Annotated in this window: 16 protein-coding genes; 5 read left to right on the forward strand and 11 right to left on the reverse strand. The window is 42.3% G+C overall.

Annotated elements, in window-relative coordinates:
- Positions 1–575 precede the first annotated feature (575 nt).
- A complete protein-coding gene (locus CRO16_RS12960) occupies positions 576–1,673 on the forward strand; it encodes a leishmanolysin-related zinc metalloendopeptidase (protein WP_097056823.1) in 1,098 nt (365 codons plus the stop codon).
- 274 nt (positions 1,674–1,947) lie between these two features.
- On the opposite strand, the gene CRO16_RS12965 is transcribed toward CRO16_RS12960, so the two are convergent.
- The 3 genes from CRO16_RS12965 to ggt form a co-directional block, all read right to left on the reverse strand.
- Positions 1,948–2,145, reverse strand: a complete 198-nt coding sequence (locus CRO16_RS12965; protein WP_097056824.1) for a helix-turn-helix transcriptional regulator — start codon at positions 2,143–2,145, stop codon at positions 1,948–1,950.
- Positions 2,142–2,534: a hypothetical protein gene (locus tag CRO16_RS12970; RefSeq protein ID WP_097056825.1), complete on the reverse strand. Its 393-nt coding sequence runs from the start codon at positions 2,532–2,534 to the stop codon at positions 2,142–2,144. The genes CRO16_RS12965 and CRO16_RS12970 overlap by 4 nt, the downstream gene beginning before the upstream one ends.
- Positions 2,535–2,726: 192 nt before the next feature.
- Positions 2,727–4,433: a gamma-glutamyltransferase gene (gene ggt, locus CRO16_RS12975; protein ID WP_097056826.1), complete on the reverse strand. Its 1,707-nt coding sequence runs from the start codon at positions 4,431–4,433 to the stop codon at positions 2,727–2,729.
- Positions 4,434–4,588: 155 nt separating this feature from the next.
- On the opposite strand from ggt, the gene CRO16_RS12980 reads away from it, so the two are divergent.
- Positions 4,589–5,239, forward strand: coding sequence for a hypothetical protein (locus CRO16_RS12980; RefSeq protein ID WP_097056827.1), 651 nt, complete (start codon positions 4,589–4,591; stop codon positions 5,237–5,239).
- 121 nt (positions 5,240–5,360) lie between these two features.
- Here CRO16_RS12980 and CRO16_RS12985 read toward each other — a convergent pair whose 3' ends face one another.
- The 4 genes from CRO16_RS12985 to CRO16_RS13000 form a co-directional block, all read right to left on the reverse strand.
- A complete protein-coding gene (locus CRO16_RS12985; protein ID WP_097056828.1) occupies positions 5,361–5,894 on the reverse strand; it encodes a DUF4494 domain-containing protein in 534 nt (177 codons plus the stop codon).
- Positions 5,895–6,240: 346 nt separating this feature from the next.
- Positions 6,241–6,684 (reverse strand): SRPBCC family protein, encoded by a 444-nt coding sequence (locus tag CRO16_RS12990; protein ID WP_097056829.1) that lies wholly within the window; start codon positions 6,682–6,684, stop codon positions 6,241–6,243.
- Between the two features lie 33 nt (positions 6,685–6,717).
- Complete coding sequence (locus CRO16_RS12995) at positions 6,718–7,638, reverse strand: VOC family protein (protein ID WP_097056830.1); 921 nt, start codon at positions 7,636–7,638, stop codon at positions 6,718–6,720.
- On the reverse strand, positions 7,635–8,015 hold the full coding sequence (locus CRO16_RS13000; RefSeq protein WP_097056831.1) for a nuclear transport factor 2 family protein: 381 nt from the start codon (positions 8,013–8,015) through the stop codon (positions 7,635–7,637). The genes CRO16_RS12995 and CRO16_RS13000 overlap by 4 nt, the downstream gene beginning before the upstream one ends.
- A 160-nt stretch (positions 8,016–8,175) precedes the next feature.
- On the opposite strand from CRO16_RS13000, the gene CRO16_RS13005 reads away from it, so the two are divergent.
- Positions 8,176–9,162: a GlxA family transcriptional regulator gene (locus CRO16_RS13005; RefSeq protein WP_218839739.1), complete on the forward strand. Its 987-nt coding sequence runs from the start codon at positions 8,176–8,178 to the stop codon at positions 9,160–9,162.
- Positions 9,163–9,324: 162 nt separating this feature from the next.
- The gene (locus tag CRO16_RS13010; protein WP_097056832.1) at positions 9,325–10,509 is read left to right on the forward strand and encodes a ScyD/ScyE family protein; all 1,185 of its coding nucleotides are present in this window, start codon (positions 9,325–9,327) and stop codon (positions 10,507–10,509) included.
- Between the two features lie 315 nt (positions 10,510–10,824).
- Here CRO16_RS13010 and CRO16_RS13015 read toward each other — a convergent pair whose 3' ends face one another.
- From CRO16_RS13015 to CRO16_RS13030, 4 genes are all read right to left on the reverse strand, one after another.
- A complete protein-coding gene (locus CRO16_RS13015) occupies positions 10,825–12,300 on the reverse strand; it encodes an exonuclease domain-containing protein (protein ID WP_097056833.1) in 1,476 nt (491 codons plus the stop codon).
- A 172-nt stretch (positions 12,301–12,472) separates the two neighbouring features.
- Positions 12,473–13,216: an energy transducer TonB gene (locus CRO16_RS13020; RefSeq protein ID WP_097056834.1), complete on the reverse strand. Its 744-nt coding sequence runs from the start codon at positions 13,214–13,216 to the stop codon at positions 12,473–12,475.
- A gap of 263 nt (positions 13,217–13,479) precedes the next feature.
- Entirely contained in the window at positions 13,480–14,868 is a 1,389-nt protein-coding gene (locus tag CRO16_RS13025) for a M16 family metallopeptidase (RefSeq protein WP_097056835.1), read from the reverse strand.
- Complete coding sequence (locus CRO16_RS13030) at positions 14,868–16,247, reverse strand: M16 family metallopeptidase (RefSeq protein WP_097056836.1); 1,380 nt, start codon at positions 16,245–16,247, stop codon at positions 14,868–14,870. The genes CRO16_RS13025 and CRO16_RS13030 overlap by 1 nt, the downstream gene beginning before the upstream one ends.
- Positions 16,248–16,662: 415 nt before the next feature.
- Between CRO16_RS13030 and CRO16_RS13035 the strand changes: the two genes are divergently transcribed.
- Positions 16,663–21,885, forward strand: a complete 5,223-nt coding sequence (locus CRO16_RS13035) for a PAS domain S-box protein (RefSeq protein WP_097056837.1) — start codon at positions 16,663–16,665, stop codon at positions 21,883–21,885.
- Positions 21,886–21,962: the final 77 nt, after the last annotated feature.

The following is a 21,962-nucleotide window of genomic DNA, read 5'->3' on the forward strand; positions in this document are numbered from 1 at the left end:
GTAAGAAACAAATTAATCCACATCGCTATGGCCCTGATCAAGAACAAAACATATTACCAAAATCGTTTGGTTTTGTCATAGAAATCGAACTGACGGGGAAACGAACCTGCTGTCAGTTCGAATGGTTTTTTCTCGAACGATAGTGAGAGAGAAAATTTCATCGAGAACAGAGGCAGGAATCTATTCCGTCGTTCTCGATACAAATTTGTTCCTGCCATCGCGGGTCTAAATTCACTCAAATTGACGGGAATGAATCTGCCGTCACTTCGAGTGTTTTCTACTGCGCAAAAGCGCAGGAGAAAATGTTTCGAGTAGCGGCAGGATGAAATTACCTCCAACTGACGGGGAAACGAACCTGCCGTCAGATCACAAGTCTTTTGCGTGACGCCCCTCTTTATGATTCTTAGTCTATTTCAACCTGTTTTTAATGTTATTCGCACAATGAGGATATTTAACACTAAACCTCAAAAATAAAGCTTGCACGAAACTATTATTCATCTATTTTAGCAGCCTCTTTAAAATGAGACTGTTAGGTGGCCGCAACAGCTTTTGACTAATTAAATAAAAAACTTAAAATGAAGAAAAATTTAAATTCTTCGGGAGACACTTTTTCTCCTGATGCAGCCCCAACTATGTCATTTTTTTCGGGAAGAAATTCTCTTACAAAACTTTTCACCCTGGGAGGTGTAATTGGCTCCCTGCTTCTTTCGTCCTGTTCAGACAATACTGAACTTACAGACCTCGAAGCAGACACCGCACTTGAACAAACTGGACTTTTTACTCTGGTTCCGGCACAGGAGAACTTAATTGAAATCCCCGGATCGCTAACCGCTGATCAAAAAAACTTCAATAAAACTACCGAGGCACCGGGGGTTGATGATGGAAGGTTTAACATCACGATTAAATATGTTGTAGATGTTACAGACAGACAAAAAGAAGTTTTTGCCGCTGCCGCAGCAAGATGGGAAAGAATAATTATTAAAGATGTTCCCTCTATAACCGCTACTATTCCTTCAGCATTCGCAGGGTTTCCCCCTGTAGTTAGTGGTACTGTGGACGATATTATTATTGAAGTAGTTATAGCGCCTATTGATGGACCCGGGAAAATTCTTGGTCAGGCAGGACCTCGTTACCTTAGAACCTATGACCGTTTGCCGTTATCAGGTGTAATGTACTTTGATGTAGATGATCTTGAATTTCTCGATGAAAGAGATCTTTTTGAAAATGTAATTGTCCACGAAATGGGCCATGTATTAGGCATAGGTACTTTATGGAACTATTACAGACAATTAAAACAAGGGCCTGCAAGTGATCCTTACTTCAGCGGTAAAATGGCAAATAACTTCTGGAAAGCTGAAGGAGGAACTAATTTCCTTCCAATAGAGAATAAAGGAGGCCCGGGTACTGCCGGTGGTCACTGGAGAGAATCCCTGCTCAGGAACGAGTTGATGACCGGATATATCAATTATGGAGTAAATCCCCTTAGCCGTATAACAGCAGGCTCTCTTGCAGACATGGGTTATGGTACAGCTATAGTTGGAGAGGCGTATGAACTACAACGCGGAACTCCCGGAGTAAGCATAGATGAACTTGCTAAAAGTGGAGATCACGGCCTTTACATTGCAGAGAGAGAAACTATTCTTGAGCCGATTGGAATTATTGTAACTGAATAAAGAACCGGCTTCTTCCAAAAAGGTATAAGCAAAAAATTAAGCCTGATCTCTCTTTTAAAGAAGATCGGGCTTTATTTTGATCTACTGTCATTTCGAATCGCTCCTTTCACTTATGCTGTCGGTTAAAATGGTTTTTATTCCGGAAGATGTGTTTTTCGCTGGGTTAAAGCGCAGCAGAAAAAAATATCGGAAGACAGATTTAAAAAAGCCGTAAACAGAGAAGATTTCCAGCCGAATAAACCTAATTGGTTCAAGGATCTTAACCCGGCAAAATTTAATTCTCTTCAAATTGAAATATATCTTCAATTGACAATTTAAAAAGCTTCGAGATCCGGAATGCCGTAGGTAAACTGGGATCAAATTTTCCCTTTTCAATGGCATTGATGGTTTGTCGCGAAACCCCGATATATTCTGCCAGATCTTCCTGAGTATAGTTGTTCTCAGCCCGCAGGACTTTCAGCCTATTTTTCATGAATATCTCCGGGTATTTACGGTGAGAATAATACCATAGGCCAGGCCGATAAACATCACCAGATTACTTATTTCAGCATCAAAAGTGATAAGATCAGTGACGTCAAGCAGGGAGTAGGTAAGCCCAACAACAACCGCTAATCCAAGGGTAAGCGCCAGAGATTCCAGATGAATCTTCCGTTCCAGTTCATCCAGGTTATTAAAAAATTTCCTATTGGCTATGATCATCAAAATTCCGTTGGTGAAATTTACCGTAACGGCCAGAACCGTAAGGAGAATATGATCATCCCAGATGAATTTGGGTCCAAACGTGGCAATTGCCAGGGTAGCAACCCAACTCCAGGTCCATGCGGCTAATTGAGTGAGATTTTTTCTGCGCTCTTTTTTCATCTTTAAGTAATTAAGGTTTGATATAATGTAATGTTTACTTTACAAATGTAAAACAAAAATAAATGTAAAGTGTTATTTACTTTTTATTTTTTTTTATTATTCCGGAATTATCTCCGGGACCTCATTATTTAAAAAGAAAAAATGCCCTGTGTTTACTGACAGAGCATGCATTCAATTGTGAAAAAAGACCTTCTAGTAACCTACCGCTGCATCATCTCCCCTCCTGTCGGCACCGCCTTCCAGGCTACCGTCTGGCAGGACAAGAATAGCATCCACTTTTCCAAGGATACGGGATTCCCCTTCGTTGATGTTATATCCTTTTAATTTTAGCTTTTTAAGCAGGTTTTCATCAAAAGAATCGGGTTCAAACAGCACCTCGTCCGGAAGCCATTGATGATGAAATCTGGGAGCATTCACCGCTTCCTGCATACTCATATTATATTCGACAACATTTAAGATGGTTTGCATCACCGAAGTAATGATTGTTGAACCTCCGGGAGAACCTAACACCATATAAAGCTCTCCTTCCTTTTCAACTATGGTAGGCGTCATGGAGCTCAGCATTCTTTTTTCCGGCTCAATGGCATTTGCTTCAGCACCTACAAGGCCAAACATATTTGGTACTCCGGGCTTCGCGCTAAAGTCATCCATCTCGTTATTCAGAAAGAAACCCAGCTCCCCAATGTAAAGTTTAGAACCGTATGCCCCATTGAGTGTAGTGGTAACAGAAACGGCATTTCCTACTGCATCCACAATGGAATAATGAGTGGTCTCATCGCTTTCGTATCCGGCTACGCTGCCATGCTCAAGCGCCGAAGAAGGCGTAGCACGCCCAAAGCTAAAGCTATCCATCCTGTCCTCCAGGTATTCCCGGCTTAAAAGGGTATTTTGAGGCACCTCTACAAAGTCGGGATCCCCCAGGTAATATCCGCGATCGGCATAAGCTCTTCTTTCAGCTTCGGTAATTACCTGAATTGCTTTTTCAGAATTATGTCCGTATTCATGAAGCGGAAAAGGTTCGATCATTTTCATGATCTGTCCCATCACAATACCGCCGCTGGAGGGTGGTGACATAGAGATCACTCTTAGATCGTCATAGGTAAAACTTACCGGTTCTCTCCAGACTGCCTCATAAGCAGCAAGATCCTGCATGGAAATCAGCCCCCCTTTTTCCTGAAGAAAAGCAACTATCTTTTCAGCTATTTTACCCCTGTAAAACTCATCCTTTCCTTTCTGCACCAAAGCTTCTAAAGTGGCAGCCAGGGCAGCATTTTTTAAAGTATCCCCTGCCTTATACTTTTGTGCAAAGAGTATCGTATCTCCATTGGCTTCGAGAAATTGATCCCGATAATATTCCAGGGAATTCTGCTGATTTTTAGTTATCACAATACCTTTTTTGGCGAGGTCGATCACCGGCTGTAACAGCCTTTCCATAGGTAGGGAACCAAATTTTTCATGTACAGCAAAAATTCCGGCAACAGTTCCCGGTACTCCTACCGCCAGACCTCCATAACGGCTTTTTTCGGGGTCTACATTTCCGAGGCTATCCTGATACATGGTTCGGGTGGCCAGCAGCGGCGCCTTTTCACGGTAATCCAATGCTCCTGTTGTTCCATCACTAAGACGATAGACCATGAAACCGCCACCCCCAAGATTTCCGGCAAAGGGAAAGGCTACGGCCAGGGCCATTTCTGTAGCAACCATTGCATCAAAGGCATTGCCTCCCTCGCGTATGATCTCGAGGCCTATTTTTGAAGCCTCTTCCCGTGCCGAAACCACCATGGCATTTGAAACCACCAGTCCTCTTTCCGAAGAAGGGGAAGGGCTTATTAAAGGCTGCTTTTCGGTTTTACAGGAGAAGCAGGAAACGAGGATGAACAGCAGGAAAACTTTTCTCATAGATATATTAATAGAATTAATAAAGCTGAAACCAAAGCGGTTGCTGAGGCCGGCTCCTAAATTAGAAAAAACTATTAAAAAAATCCTGCATCGCTTTCACTCTATTTCCTGATTATAAAGCTATTTTAGTAGTAAACAGCTGCTACAGACGAAGCATGAAAGATAATCTCCCCAGAAATATTCTGTTACCATTTATTATTGGGATCGGCTTTTGCCTGTTTATCATGCTGGGAATTAATTCAGATTTCATTTCAGGCTATTCTTACATAAATATTTTTGCAATCATCCTGGGGGCATTTGTATTGTATGCAGGGATTTTTGGGATTATAAATAATTCAACTAACCTGCTGCTTGGAATAGGCGGATTTCAATTCGGAAGAGTATTCCTCAGTATGTTGTTTCTTTTGGCTGCATTTTTATTCGAAAGATTCATCTGGCCAGATGAGCCGGAATATAAAAGTCTGCTGGAGAAAGAAAATTTTGTTCTAAAGCCTGACTTTAAAAAGTGCCACAAAGTTAAATATGGAAAATTTATTGCAGGGGGAGATACCATCCTAAGATTCATTAAGGATAAAAAGGATTATGAAACAAGATACGCTATAGACGGTGTGGCCACCTACAGAATTAATTGGTTGGACAGTTGTTCCTATTACCGGGTGGTGGAGAGAAGCGGTTCGGTAAAAGAGGTGATAAAACTTGGAAATTTTAATGGTCCATTCCACGATATGTATATAAGGCCTGCAGCTTTGCATTATATTAATGAGGAGAAGATCATCCGGGTATTCCTGCCCGGGGAAATTCATTAAAATCTGCATTACGGTAAAAGGGCCTCATAGCCATCATTACGATCTGCCCCTTAAAACAAAAAAACCTCCCGAATGGATCGGGAGGTGATGCTTTAATGTTTATAAAAAATAATCAAAAAGCCTAAACTTCTTCCGGAGCTTTAACTTGTTCTTCCTCTACTTCGGATACTTCGGAAGGTTCAGAATTTTCCACTACCCCATATTTCTCCAACTGCTCCTCTTCTCCTGTGAAATAAGGGAAAACGTCAAGAATTGGAGACTCGGTGATCATAGGGATCGTATAATCTCCCATCGTATCTGCCATGGCCTTTGTGGTGTTTTCAAAAGCTTCTTTAATATCGTTCGCCTGCACCAGGAGATACATGTTGGTCTTTCTTTCTTTGCCGCTTTCTTCATCAAGGGCTATCAGAGATACCTTGGATTTAAACCAGCGATCGGAATTTTCAAAAGGATGGACTTCAGAATAATTGGCCACCTTAATGTTTGTGATCCTGAATTCTTCATTAGTGTAAGCAGCCATTTCTTCAGTAATTCTTGACTCTGCTTCCGTATAGGACACTGCATCCAGCAAATAAGTATCTGTAGTCACTTTCTGCTCTCCCGTTTCGTGTGTTTTTCTGTATTTCACCTTACATTCATACCAGGTTACGCTCATAGTTAAGATTTTTTAGGGTGCCAAAAATATCATTTTAAGCAGGCGAAACTTAGTTAAAGTGTAAAGAGATATTCACATTCGGGAAATGGGATAATGTGAATTGGTGAATTGGTGAATTGGTGAATTGGTGAATTGGTGAATTGGTGAATTGGTGAATTGGTGAATTGGTTAATTAGTTAATTGGTGAATTTGTGAATTGGTTAGTTAGTTAGTTGGTGAAAAGAAACCAGGGGTAAGGAATTGGGAATCGCGGTACTTCCCTGTTTTTACTTGGCTTTGTGTAAACTCCATGTCCATTTTTCACATAAAGGATACGAAGATTAAAATAAGCTCACAAAGAATTCCTTCAGGACTTTTCTGCGAGCTTTTTCAACTTTTCAAAGGCTTTTGGCCAGGCTTCGTCGAAATAGTTCTCGTATCCTTCATCAAGGTCCATTTCCACAATGAGGTTAGTTTTCTGTCCGTCGGCTTTCAGGATATAGATCTCCTCTGCCCCACTCCAGGCTTTGACTTTTTCGCTGTCGTAATCTTCATTTCCTTCTTTGTCCACCATACCAAGGTGTTTAAAGACCATTTTTTCGGGTGCTTTCTTTTCCTGGATCCGGGCCACCATGCCTTCGTTTTCGGCATTTACAAACAGAACTTTTCCGCCTTCTTCCCAATCGGTTTTAACTGTGGAACCTTCAGAAAAAGCTGAAGTCCATTCTTCATAGGAACCTTTCCCCCAAAGAGCTTCCCATACCTGCTCCCTTGGAGCATTGACTGTGATTTCATACTGTTTGCGTTTCATCTTTGTAATTTTAAATTATTTACTGATTATTGATCATTGATTAATTGTTAATTGATCAAGCTCGATCTTTTTCATTTTCATCATTGCATCCATTGCCCGGTTTGCTTTTTCCCTGTCGGGTTGATTGAAGATTTCCTCCATCCCTACTGGCGCCACCTGCCAGGAAACCCCGAATTTATCTTTTAACCATCCGCATTGTTGCGCCTGCGGATCTCCACCTTCGGTCAATAACTGCCAGTATTTATCGATTTCTGCCTGATCTTTACAATTCACCATAAAGGATACGGCTTCATTAAAAGGAAAATCGTTCTCCATCCCGCTGTCCATGGCCATAAAAGTTTCTCCCTGCAGCAGGAACTGTGCATGTTTTACTTTTCCGAGAGCATATTCATTATGGTCATTTTTTTCATATTTCTGAATACCCTCCACTTTAGACTTTTCAAAGACAGAAGTATAGAATTCTATAGCCGCCTCTGCCTTTCCGTGCCGGGCACCGGTAAAAAAGATAAGAGGACAAATTCGCTGCTCCGGATGATATTCGCTATCATCGATCATGAGCTGCCAGTTAAGGCCGTAACGATCCTGTAACCACCCATACCGCGGGCTCCAGTCATAGCTGTCCAGTGGCATCATCTCATTTCCTCCTGCCAATAGTCCCTGCCACAAATTATTTATTTCCTCTTCATTCCGACACATTACGAACAGGGAAACAGAGGGATTGAATTTGAAATGCGGACCTCCGTTAAGTGCAAGCAGGTGGTATCCTTCCAGTTCAAATTCTACGGTCATGATTGATCCGGCCTCTTTTTGATGTATCTCCTGTCCCGCTTCGGGATACCGGGTTCTGGAATTGATCTTCGAATTGGAAAAAACGGAGGTATAAAAGTCCGCGGCTTCCTCTGCCTCTGTATCAAACCATAAACAGGGCACTATTTTTTGATGAATTTCTTTCATAGGTTTTCTTTTTTTTCTTCCTTCAAGCCCACCACATAGGAGGTCATTTTTTTCACTTTAGGGGTTTTAAGGCCGCTAAAGACATAAAAGTCGGCAAAGCCAAAACTTTTGATTTCTCCTGAGGCTTCCCTTATTTTCATTCGGCCGTTTGCAGCTGCAGTTCGTCCATGGGTAATGATCTGCTCCAGTTCGAGTTCCAGGGTCTCCACCTTCTCCATAGGTTTCATAAATTCCTTTACCGCCTCTTTTCCTTCTACTTTCCTTTCCCCAATGAAATCCCAGATGATATCTTCGGTCATGTTGTTAAGGATAAAATCCTGGTCATTTTTAGAAAATGCTTCATTAAAATCTCTTATGAATTCTTCCTTTTCTCTCATAGCTTCGGAATTATTTTGTTCAAAGTAAAGCTAGCTTAAAATGTCTTTTTTGGGAAGGGGGCATTCCGACAACTTGAAGGGGTGTTTGCGACATTCGGGATAGTAATGAAATATTCACTCATTTTAAGTACATTTATAATCCACTTATTTCCTGAAGCTTATGCTGAAGCACGTCTCTATTTTAATACCGAAGGGTCACACCAGTCTCGTGAATATTGTAGGAACTCACCAAATCCTCAACCAGGTAAATTCTTTCCTGCAGGAAGAGGGAAAACCTCCCGTCTTTAAGGTAGAACTTATTGGAATCTCAAATCCTACAGATCAAAGCAACGGCCTCTTTAGCGTTCACCCTGAAAAATTTATCTCCGACATTTCACAAACCGATCTTGTTGTTATTCCTGCCATCCATGATGATCCTGAAATTGCTCTTACCCGGAACAGGGAATTCATTCCCTGGCTACAACAGCAGTACACTAACGGCGCTGAAATTGCCAGTTTTTGCGTCGCTGCTTTTTTTCTTGCAGCTACAGGACTGCTTGATGGAAAACAATGCTCTACCCATTGGATACATGCCGATGGGTTTAGAAAAATGTTTCCAAAGGTGCAGCTGGTAGATGACAGGATCATGACCGAAGACGGGGGCATCTATACCAGCGGGGGAGCCTATTCCTATCTTAACCTACTCCTGTACCTGGTCGAGAAGTTTGCCGGCAGAGACATTGCCTTGCTTACCGCAAAAACCTTTATGATCGATATAGACAAAGCCAGCCAATCCCCCTTTATCATGTTTAGGGGGCAAAAAGCACATGAGGATGAGGTAGTACAGAGAGCACAGGAATATATCGAACATAATTTTAATGAAAAGATCCAGGTAGAGGAGCTGGCAGAAAAACTGGCTTTAAGCCGTAGAAGCCTGGAACGCCGCTTCAAAAAAGCAACGCATAATACCATCACCACTTATATTCAGCGGGTGAAAGTTGAAGCGGCAAAACGAAGTCTGGAAGTTTCCCGGGAAAACGTCAACGAGGTCATGTACGGGATTGGCTATTCCGACGAGAAATCTTTCCGCAATACATTTAAGAAGATCACGGGCATCTCTCCGGTGCAGTACCGCAATAAATTCAGGATAGGACGTCAGGGTATTTGAACTAATCTTACCTGCGCATTAGTTTCTATAATTGGCTGATTTATCATTAGTTAGCATAAAATTAACTTAAGGGCTCCTAAAAAATTGTAATTTTAATTTCCCTCCTCCTCTTCTTTCCCCTAATTAGTTTGTAATCGATTTATTAACCAATAAATATTTATTATGAAAACTGTAGGGAAAAACTTTACCAATCTCAAATGGAGGAACCTTTTGTTCCTGAACGCGCTTGTTTTTTTAATTATTTCGTGCGAAAAGGAATCTACTGAAGGCTTTGAAGAAGCCGGTCTTAATGCTAAAGCAGAGGTAATGGCGGAGCCATTTGAATTTTCGGCACCTGTTTATGATATTGCTACTACCCCGGACGGAGCTGTCCTGGTGGGGTTGAATTCCGGAGATATGAAGGAAATCCAGATCATTAGGAATGGGAAAATCTCCACCATGTCAAAATTTGAAGCAGATAACAACATCCAGGGAATTGCGACTATAGGTGCAGGAAATGCTTTTGTGACCACAGCCGGTAGTGACCTGGCTCAAACCGGGGCATTATACCGGGTCTCCCAGGGCAATGCACGGATGGTTGCCGACCTGGGAGCATTTGAAAGAGAAAATGATCCCGATGCCTACGAAGGATTAATGTGGAAAAATCAGCTGTGTGAAGCTACAGATGGGTTTAGTGCGGGACCACAAAATAATCCATTTAAGGTAGCTGCGCTCTCAGGTAACACAGCTTTAGTGGCCGATGCCGCAGGAAATACGCTGCTTTCGGCAACAACAACCGGGGAGGTCGACTGGAAAGCGGTCTTTACCCCACCTACAGATGATGAAGGGAACTACCTCGTACGCTGGTTTGCCGGGGATGATGCAGACATTCCCTGTTATGTACAACCTGTTCCCACCTCTGTTGCGGTAGGACCTGATGGTTATGTTTATGTAGGAGAACTTACGGGAGCCGTGTCTGAAGAAGCGGGCTTACCTATTGGTCTTTCAAGGGTTTGGAAGATTCCTGCAGATGCAACCCATGTTGTGTGTTCTGAAGATTCCGGGCCATGTGAGGTAATCGTTGACGGACTTACTTCCGTTATAGACATCGCCATAGGTCCTGATGGCCGACTTTACGTAGTGGAATTTGATGAAATGAGTTGGATCGCTTCTTTTGTTGAGGGCCTTGCCGCCGGGGGAACTATCACTTCCTATGACCTGGATGGAAGTAATGAAGAGGTTGTTGCAACAGGGCTTTCCTTCCCCAGTGCTATCAGCTTTGATAAAAAGGGCAATCTCTGGCTCCTGGAAAATAATAGTATAGGTCTTCCGGGATATCCGCCTACTGTTAGGATGCTGGAATACTAGCGGAATTAAATTACAAACAACAATTCAGGGTCGGCATTTTGTCGGCCTTGTTTCATTTAATACCTCATCCGGGAACTGCGAATCAGGTTTTTTTATTTAAATCATTAACAGAAGATGATTTTCTTTGATTAAAATTTCACCTCTATTAACCGGAATTTTGTGCTTCATCTAACGAATCGCTTCATGTGCTTCCCTGAGCTTACTTCGCTTTGTGTAAAACTTAACTTCCTGTTTTCACACAAAGACCTCTAAGTAAAAAATAAGCTCACAAAGAATTGTTCCCAAACTTCGTACTTCGTCCTGCGTAAATCTCCCTTATTGAAAAAGAGACAATGTCCCATGGGAGGCTAGGAGTGCCGCATTTTTATGCGCACGGGCAGTAGCGATGTCTATGGAAGCTTCGGATACCCTCTCGAAAAAGGTGATTTTTGGAGCCCCCTGTTTTCGCATATAGTTGCTCAGGATCTTATGGGTATGGTATGTTGCCGGCTGCCGCTTTAAAAAAGGTTCAAAGTCCTGCAATGCGCTTACCTGTTCATGCTGGTCGATATAACCGAAGCCCTGGTACTTTCCGTCCTTTACCAGCACAAAGGATTCTTCCTCAAAATGCCTGCCTTTACCCCTGATCACATAAGTGGAAGATTCTTCGGTTAAAGATGCAATAGCTGCAGTCACCTTCTCATTGTAAACTGCAACTTCCTCCTTTCCGGAACAGATGCCCTCACAGCTTATAATCTCATAATGGGAACATTCTTCAACGTTAGCCTGTAAACTGCAGTATTTTGGGCACAACTTGAATTCTCTACATAAATATTCCAGCTTCTCCTGCGCCAGGGGCCGACTGTAAAAAGTTCCTATTGATTCCCTTCTTTTAGGAGTTCTTTCCAGAGCGAGCTGTAAAACACCTCTTTGGTTAAAATAACTTACGATCTGATATACGGGACCCGGGCGTTTCTGAGCTCTGTTATACTTAGGATAATACTTCCTGATGCACTCGGCTTCCAATAGCAGGGCTATAAGTTCATTCCCTGTTGTTTCATAATCAATGTGAAAGGTTTCCTGGCCCAGCTGATATTCCTTACTCATGCGGTCGTAAAAATGTGAAACTACGCGCTTCTTGATATCTATGGCTTTGCCAGCATAGATCACCTTATGTTGCCGGTCCTTGAAAAGATAGATCCCGGGACTTTCAGGCAAGCTATGGATCTGTTCAGCCTCAATATGCGGGGGTAAGGTAGCCTGCCTTGAGCGGGCATGTAAAAAGGAATTGATCACCTTAAAATCCTCATCCAGAGAGAGTAATCGCTGAAAAAGAATTACTGTAGCATCGGTATCCCCTTCTGCCCTGTGGCGGTTGGAAATAGGAATACTAATAGAATCGCATAACCTGCCAAGGCTATAGGAAAACAATCCCGGAATGAGCTTTCGGGAAAGACGAACGGTACAAAGCTTACGACGGGAATAATCGAATCCCAGATCTGAAAACTCATTCCGCAGCACATTATAATCAAAATTCACGTTGTGAGCCACGAAGATGGCATCACGGGTGATCTCTTCGATCTTTTTAGCGACCTCATGAAACTTCGGTGCATCTGCCAGCATTTCATTGTCAATTCCGGTTAATCCCGTGATGTGTCGCGGAATTTCTTTTTCAGGGTTGATAAGGCTGGTAAATTTATCTATGATCTTACTGCCGCGCAGTAAAACCACACAGATCTCTGTAAGACGATTTCCATTTATTCCCCCTCCAGTAGTTTCAACATCAATAACTGCAAATAACTGATCTTTCATGAAGCTTTAAAAAGGTAAAAATAGAAAAGAATTTTCAAAAATGTAGGAAAAAATCCATACGAATGGAGAAAATCCAATTTTTTCAGCTTCAGAAGTATCTTTTGTTCCTACCAGGAACCTCTCAATTGAATTATATCAATTGCTACCTGATAAATGAATAAGGATCACTGATCTAAATACTTTCCCGGATCTCGAACATAATAGGGAGTGAATATTCTACTGCAACAGGTTTATCTCTTTGTCTTCCGGGTTTCATTTGTGGGAGCAGCTTCACCACTCTAATGGCTTCTTCTTCCAATTGCTTATTTGGTCCCCGGGCCCTGATATCTGCCACGTAGCCCTTTGCATCTATCTTGAAGATCACATAGATCCTGTTGAATCCGGTGAGACCCAGCTGTTCGCTGATATAAGTCCTGAATTCCTGCTGCACGTGAGCATCAATTTTTTCGGACATACATTTTTTCTGGGCATCTTTTCCTTTTACGTTTTCACATCCGGGGTAAATCGGAATGTTTTCTACTAACATAAACGGGATCTTTTCTATCTCTTCCTCTTCCTCTTCAAAAGCAATGTCCTCCACTTCCGCAATAGGTTCTATGGCTTCATTCTGATTTGTTTCGGTAGATTCAATCTTTGTTTCCTCTATATCCAACTTATCCTCGATGACCTCAATGATCTCGGGCATGGCAGGTGGTGGCGGAGGTGGCGGAGGCGGGGGAGTATTTACCTGGGTGATGGGAACATCCTCCTGCTCAAAGCTGTTGATCTGCACCCGCTGTTTGTCCAGATCATCGCCCTGATAGGATTTCCATTCCAATCCAAAATAGGTAAGGCTAAGCATCACTATCAATCCTATCTGGAAAAAAATGAAACTATACTTGCCGGGATCTGCATTGGGGTTCTTTTTGACCTGCATAATGGAACGTTTAGATTGAAAAGTATTTTCGTGGAGGAATGGCCTCCATAATTTCCATTTTGACTTTCCTCATCTAATCCCGGGTCCCATCTCCCCTCACTACCATAAGAGAGGTAAAGCTATTGAATCTCAAAAGCATTTTTAAAATCCATTTTAAAGGTAAGAACCCTGCTCCTCTTAAAGCATGACATTTATCATTCTGGCACCAAAACAGGGCATAAAAAAACCCGGTTTTCACCGGGTTCTGATTTTAATTTTTTCAATTATTTCTTTATTTCCGCAGGAGTTTTCATGGTTTCATTTACCTGATCCTTGATCTTTTCCTTATCCCCCACTACAATTAGGGTCATTTTCTCCGGCTGAATATACTTCTTTGCCATTTGCTGAATTTCCTGCGGAGTGACAGCATTGATGTTCTTCACCTGATCTACGAGAAACGACTCCGGCAGGTTATGGACATCCAGGAAGTTGAGTTGTCCTATGATACCTCCGGGAGTGGAATTCTGAAGCACATATATACCCGATTCATAATTCTTGATCCCCTGCAGCTCTTCCTGTGAAGGCGCTTCGTTTTGCAGGCGGTTGATCTCTTTATTAATCTCTGCAATTGAAGCTCCCGTAAACTCTGTGGTCACATCGGCATTTTCATACCAAATCCCGGTCTTGTAATTGGAAACCAGGGCACTGCCCGGAGAATAGGTATATCCCTTATCTTCCCTGATATTGCTCGTAATTCGGGATCCAAAAGAACCTCCTAAAAGGGAATTCATCACATCCAGTGCGATATAATCTTCATGAGCCGGATCTATTACCGGTAAACCATAAAGAATAGTTGATTGTGGGGCACCCGGCCTGTCGATGATCTTCACTGTTGCATTGGTCACCGGTTCGGCCACGGGATATTCTGCCTTTTGGCCTTTACGCCAGCTGCTCAATTTCTGCTCCACTGCAGATTTAACTTCTTCGGCATTGAATTTCCCCACCACATATACTGTGGTGCGCGCGGCACCAAAGTTTTTATCGTAAAAACTCTTTACATCCTGCAGGTCATAGGAATTTACCTGCTCTGTGGTAGGATATTGTCTTCCATAGGCATGGTTGGGATAGAGTTCAGCAAAAAATTCCTTCCTGGCCTGGGTTCCGGGCCTTGATAGCGAAACAGTGAGATTCCGGTTCATATCCTTCTTGAGGCGGTCCAGTTCACTGGCGGGTAGTTTTGGATCCACCAGCACATCGGCCAGAATCTTAACAGCTTCGGGAGCAAATTCGGCGAGGACACTCGTAGATAAGGAAGTGGTGTGGGCTCCTACTCCAATATTTAAGTTTCCTCCCATGCCTGAAAGGCTGTCTTTAACCGAATAATTGGCATTGGTACCTTCCTCCATAAGATCGGTCAGCAGATCTGCCAGCCACACCTCCTCGGGGCCTTCATTGATATTTCCCGTTTTTAGAGTAATATTAATTGTGGCCTTAGGAATACTGCCGTAGGGCACAAGTACCAGTTTAAGGCCGTTATCAAAATTGACCACTTCCTTTTCGGGTAGTGTAAAATCCTTGGGTTCTCCTCCTTTGGGCGGAGTTTGTTTATCCTGTGCCTCCACCTGAAGGGCAACAAGCATAAAAATTAATAGCGTATATATTCTGGTCTTCATCACTTCGATTTTTCGTTATTGGCTAATAGCGGATTCACAACTAAAATGGTTCGGTTAGTCTTCCGTAGATATTCCTCAACAGTTTGATTCATAAGCTGTGGCGTCACCTTCTTAAATTCCTCCTCCAGCTCATTGATCCTTGCAGGATTGTCGTCAAAAAGGGCAAAAGTGGCCAGTAAATCTGCCCTACCTAATCCAAAGGTGCCTCCCAGTTCATCGTAAAGCTGGGAGCGCATTTTCACCAGGGCATTTTCCAGCATATCGGGAGTAACTTCAAGATTGTTGATCACCTCATCCACGGCTGTCACCACCTGCTCTTTAGAGGTCTCACTATCATAAGTAAAATTAAACATTAACTGCATGGGACCATTGTAATTGAACATGTTGCCCAGGTAGTTGATCCCGCCGGTAACATTTGAAGTATAGCCCAACTCATCCACCAGCTTTTTTTGAAGCAGGGCATTATCTCCTTGTATTAAGATTTGATTTAACAAGCCCATAGCATAATACTCGGGAGTATTTCTTTCCGGCATATGGTAAGCAATGGCAATAGCAGGTTTATTGGCCAGAGAATCATTTTTTACAAATTCCTTTTCTTTCTCCTGGCGGGGCTCAGAAATATCTGGTTTGGCCGGAAGATCGGCTGCCGGTATATTTCCGAAGTATTCCTGGATCCATTTCTTGGTTTGCGCCATATCAAAATCTCCCACCACTGCTAAAGCAGCATTATTTGGTGCATAGTAAGTATTGAAAAAGCTCTCCACATCTTCCAGGGTGGCAGCGTCGAGATCTTCCAGGTCCCCATAGAAATTATGTGCATTATACCAGTTGGTGTTGGCATACTGAGGCATATCCAACCATGGGAATCCACCGTAAGGCTGATTCAATACATTTACCTTTACCTCATTTTTCACCACCCCCTGTTGGTTGGTAAGATTTTCCTGGGTAATATCCAGCCCCCTCATTCTGTCTGCCTCTGCCCATAACATGGTCTCCAGTTTGTTAGCAGGAACGATTTCAAAATAATTGGTAAAATCGAACCGGGTAGACCCGTTGAGGACTCCGCCGTTTTCCTGAACCAGTTTAATGAATTCCATCTTTCCCAAATTTTGGGATCCCTGGAACATCATGTGTTCAAAAAGATGGGCAAATCCCGTACGATCCTTAGGCTCGATCCTGAACCCGATGTTGTAGTAAACCGCCACGATAGCCGTAGGTGACGTTTGATCTGGAGAGAGGATCACTTTAAGGCCGTTGTCAAGTTGATAATACTCAACAGGAACCTCAAATTTGCTCACCTCCCGGGTTTGTTGTTCCTCCTGTGCAAAACCTCCGAGAGGAATGAAAAGGAACAATAGCATTTTAAATAAGTTTCTCATAAGCTAACTGTATTTTAATTATAAATCATAAATATTTAGGTATAAGACTTTTAAAATATAAAAAAGTTACAAACTCTTCAGTGTGCGGAGGAGGAAAATTTAATAAAGGACACTTCATCGGGAGACGCTGAATTAAATAGTTTTGTTTCCGTTTAATTTTAAAATTTGGGCTCTTTTCCAGAACAAAACCATAAATCTTCCATAAATTATTTAGGGCCCTACCTCCCACTGCTTTATTAAATTCTTTTTTACTTATATTTCAAAACAAAAGTCTATTGTGCGTTCTTCAATTGCTTGAGAGAATTATTATCGACAGAAAAGTGGCGCAGAATTTGTTTTTCCGGACGCCTGTATCTCAGTTACATAAACACTTTTACAGGGACAAGAACCAATATATATTTATAGTTAATTTTTAATGGCAGAAGCGGATAAATCCGGTGAGGATTTCAGAGAAAAGGATTTAAAAGAAAGGTTCGACTTTATTCAAAAAGTGGCCGACCTGAGTCCCAATATTTTATTTGTAATTGACCTTCGTGAAGAACGAATCACATTTATAAGCAAAAAGGTACAAGAATTACTCGGCTATGAGGTCTCGTACATTCTTGATCAAAACTCGGACATCTTCAGGATGCTCATTCATCCTGAAGATTACGAAGAACGCATGGCAAGTCTTGACAACTGCAGATCGCTCACAGGAGAAGAAGAATGTGAAGTTGAAGTGAGATTCCGTGCACCGCAATCCCAATGGGAATGGTACAGAATTAGGGAGAAGATCTTTCAGCAGGACGGGGAAGGAAATATTACTCACGTTCTCGGTATCGCACAAAACATTCATGAACAGAAATTGGCCGAAGAAAAGCTTCGGGAAGAGCACAGGCGGCTTGAACATGCTCAACAAATAGGTCATATAGGTAGCTTTGAAAGAAAGCTGCCGGGAGACACGATGCATTGCTCTCTTGAATTCTACAATATTTTTGGGATCGAACCCCGCAAAGAAGGACTTACTATTCAGGAATTTTACTCCTTTGTGCATCCAGATGATATTGAGAATCTTGACAAGGCAATAAACAAAACTCATGCTACGGGCAAACCCCATGATACCATAACCAGGATCATTCGTCCTGATGGTTCACTTCGACATATTCACAGGAGAGCAGGGATAAATAAGGATGAGGAGGGAATCCCTATTAGTGTTTACGGAACTGTTCAGGATATCACCGAAAGGGTCAAAGCAGAAAAAGAAAGAATACGAACCGAACAGCTCATGCGTTCCACAGAGATTTTAGCGGGAATGGGTAGCTATGAAGTTCTGTTAGATACTCAGACTGTTTATTTTTCTGACGGACTGTACCGGATCTTTGGAGAAGAACCGGGTTCTTTTGCCCCTACCCTTGAATGGATCGATCAACATTCTCATCCCGATGATGTGCCCGCGGTACAGGAAGTGATAGACCGCGCTATTGCCGGGAAAACAGCATATACCTATACCCGCAGGATCTATCGTAAAGACGGTAGTCTAAGGATCATGGAAGCCCATGGGAGGTTAATTACCAATAAACAGGGGAATATCAGCAAGATTATAGGGCTTGTCCAGGATATTACCGAAAGAAAGAGAGCAGAACAGGAACTCCGAAGAAGCGAAAACCGTAGCCGTAAATTACTCGAAGTACTTCAAAATGCACCTGACGCTTACCTGGTATTAACGCCCGATTTTCATATCGAAATGGCCAGTGATGCCTATTTACGGGCAACAGAAACCACCCGGGAGGAGATCATCGGGAAGTATTTATTTTTTGTGTTTCCCGATAATCCCAGTTCACCTGAAGCAAGCGGTGTTGAAAATTTACGCACTTCATTGAAGGAGGTTCTTACCACAAAAAAAGCCCACCGCATGCCCATACAGAATTATTACGTACCGGGTCCCAATGGCAATTTTATTCAAAAATACTGGAGTCCTACCAATTCCCCGGTTTTAAATTCTGAAGGTGAAGTTGAGTACATTATCCATAGAGTGTTTGATGTAACAGAAGTACTTAAGGAAAAAGCTACTATTGAAGGTCTGGCTTCAGAAACGGAAATGCTAAAAACTTCTTTAGAAGAAATCAAGATCCAGGCTTCTCAGATAAGAGAAAGCCGTTCCCTGTTACAATCGGTTTTTGACGCTTCTCCCAACTCGATCATCCTTTATAAGACTGTTAATGATCCAACCGGGAAACCTGAAGATTTTGAGTTCTTCATGGTCAACGAATTCAATTATAATGTGCTGGGGCTACCCCGGAATCTCAAAGGCAAAAAGTTCTCTGAGGTTTTTCCAAATGTGCACCGCACCGGGGTGCTGGCTCAGTATAGAAATACGGCAGAGACAGGAGAACCTGCAGATTTTGAAGTTTTTTATGACGGGGAAGGCTTTCAAAATTGGTTTCATTTCAGGGTGATCAAACTCAATCATCTTTTGCTGGCCACTGCCGAAGACATTACCGAACGCAAAAAAGGAGAACAGGAGCTCATCCAGCTTAAGGAAGAACTGGCGCAACATGCTACCGATAAATACAAAAAGATCATCAATTCCATGGATGAAGGTTTCTGTCTCATTGAGATCATTCGGGATCCTTCCGGAGCTTGTACAGATTACAGGTATGTCGAAACCAATCCTGTTTTTGAATTTCAAACAGGTTTAAAAGATGTTATTGGAAAAACAGTGAATGAAACGGTGCCGGACCTGGAGCCTTTTTGGAAAGAAACCTACGGGAATGTGGCCTCCACAGGAGAATCTATACATTTTGAAGATTATGCCGAGCCAATGGGCAGGTGGTTTGATGTGAACGCCTTTAGAATCGATGCACCCGATGAGCAGCACGTAGCAATAATTTTTAAGGATATCACAGACCGAAAGGAAGCAGAAGAAAGAACATCTTTCCTACTGGAACTTAATGATGCCATACGTCCTCTTGAGGACGCTGCAAAGATCCAGGAGACAGCCATGCAAATTCTGGGTACTCATCTGGAGGTCAACCGGGCATATTTTTCTAAAGTCCTTGAAGATGAAGATACTTTGGCGGGCAGGAAGGGATATTACAAAAACATTGAGCCTATCACTTCTGAAGTAAAAATCTCTGATTTTAGTAAGGAACTGCAAAAACAACTTTGCGAAGGTAAAGAGATGGTGGTACAGGATTTAATGAAAGCCTATGAAAAGGATGAAAAAGCGACCCACCAGATAAACAATTACATGGTACGGGCAATTATTGCTGTACCCTTGCTTAAAAATAAAAAATTAGCAGCCATTGTGACCATTCAGCAAAAGAATCCGCGGCTATGGACAGATCAGGAAGTGGCTCTGGTAAAAGAGGTTGCCGATCATACCTGGGCTGCAATGGAAAGAGCTGAGGCAGAAAGAGCTATGAGGGAAAGCGAACAACGTTTCCGAAATCTGGTCGAAGCATCTGCCCTTGCAGTATGGGAAACAGAACCGGACGGCATGGTGTTAAATGAAAGCATGTCCTGGAGAAATTTTACCGGTCAAAGCAATAAAGAAACCCTTGGAGAAGGTTGGTTAAATGCCATACACCCCGAAGACCGAACAAGGGTTAAAAAACAATGGAAACAAGCCGTTGCAGACCTGAAAAATTTCGATTCCGAATTCAGGCTCCTGAGTGCCTCGGGTAAAGCCATATGGACCAATGTAAAAGCCATTCCTATTCTTGATACTGAAGGTAAGGTCTATAAATGGTCTGGAATGAACCTTGATATCCATGACCGGAAGCAGGCCGAGGAAGCTTTAATACAGGCAATAGAAGAGGTGGAAGCCGCTTCAAGAGCGAAGGAAGATTTTCTCTCTACCATGAGCCATGAAATCAGAACTCCTCTAAATGCTGTGATTGGATTAACTAATTTGTTGCTGGACAGGAACCCGCGGGAAGATCAAAAAGAAAACCTTAATTCTCTCAGCTTTTCGGCTAAAAACCTGCTGGCACTCATTAACAATATCCTGGACTTTAGCAAACTGGAAGCAGGAAAAGCCACACACCATATTACAGATTTTGATCTTCCCTTGCTATTAATCAATCTCAAGCAGGCTCATCATCCAATGGCCATAGATAAGCAAACAAAGCTGGACCTTCATATAGATGATAAAATTCCTGCCAGGATTGCCACAGACCAGCTAAAACTTTCCCAGGTACTGCATAATCTGGTAAGTAACGCGGTGAAGTTTACCGAATCGGGAAAAGTAAATATCTCAGTAGAGCTACAAAAACAGGAAAATGAGACTTTATGGCTTAAGTTTGATATTGAAGATACAGGCATCGGTATCTCTGAAGATAAAATAGAACACATTTTTGAGAAATTTACCCAGGCAGAAAGTTCAACAGTACGCCAGTATGGGGGAACAGGATTAGGTCTTAGTATCACACGGCTTCTTTTAGAATTAATGGGTAGTGAAATAAAGTTGGAAAGTACCCCGGGTAAGGGATCCCGATTTTATTTTAGTCTGCCGGTAAAAAAAGCTAAAAATGAAGTTTTTCCGGTTAGCCTGGAAACCAAAACAGGTAATCCTGAAAACCTTCAAAATCTTAAGATATTGCTGGTAGAAGATGTGGAAATAAATCGCCGGATCATCCTCCAGTTCCTTCAAAACTGGTGGCAGATTAAACCCGATGAAGCCAAAAATGGAAAAGAAGCAGTAGAACTGGCAATGGCCAACCAATATGATCTCATCTTAATGGACATAAGGATGCCGGTCATGGACGGTTATGAGGCCACCTACAGGATAAGTAAACTTCCCGGTTATCAAAACATTCCCGTTTTGGCCCTTACTGCCGACAAAAATCAGGAAGTGCAACAGGCAGATCACGAAACCCGGTTTAGCGGACTTTTAACCAAGCCTTTTGAACCTTTGGATCTTAAAAAGAAGATTCTGCTGCATCTCCCTTTTTCTTTCCAGAATTCGAACGGCAAAAGTTCTAATGGAGAATTTTCAACTTCAGAAACAACTTCTAATCAAGAAGTCCATGTGGAGGATGAATTGTTGCCACTCGTTTTATCTCAATTAAAAGAATATAAAAATGCCTTTTCAAAAGGTGTTTTGGAGGCTGACCTTCAACAATTAAAGGATCTTCGGCATAAATCCATAGTTCTTCTCGAAATGTTTCATTTTAAAGAACTTTCAGAAAAGCTGAAAAAAGCCGTGGAGAGTTTTACTGAAGGAGCAGATAAAGAGAATCCTGAATTAATAATCCTTGATGTAAATGTGGTTTTTGACAGAGCTATAAAAAGGATTGCAGATGAGATCCGGGAGCCTTCCTTAGACATTACCAGGTACACCACTATTGCCGGTAAAAATATTGAGGTCCTTCAAAAGCTCATCAGCAATTCTGTGCGTACCCTGGAGATCTATAAGGAGGAGTTCATTGCAGCTGCCGGTGACCAGGACGCCGACGAGCTATCTAATCTCGTTCATAAGAATACCACTTCCCTGCATTACTTACAGGCTAACCGACTCAAAAGAGAAATTGAGGAATTTCGTGGACTTTTGAAAATTGAACCTATTCCTGAACAAGACCTGCAGGCAAAGCAAAAGGAAATTCAGACGGAATTTGAATTCGTTACAGCCCGTTTAAAGGCCCTTGAATACAGTTAAAAACGTGCTGCAACCTGGATTTAGTTGCTGCTCTTTTTTATTAAGGATTTGGAGGTAAGGCAAAAGCATCGGCTTTC

Source organism: Salinimicrobium sediminis (assembly GCF_900215295.1).
Classification (GTDB): domain Bacteria; phylum Bacteroidota; class Bacteroidia; order Flavobacteriales; family Flavobacteriaceae; genus Salinimicrobium; species Salinimicrobium sediminis.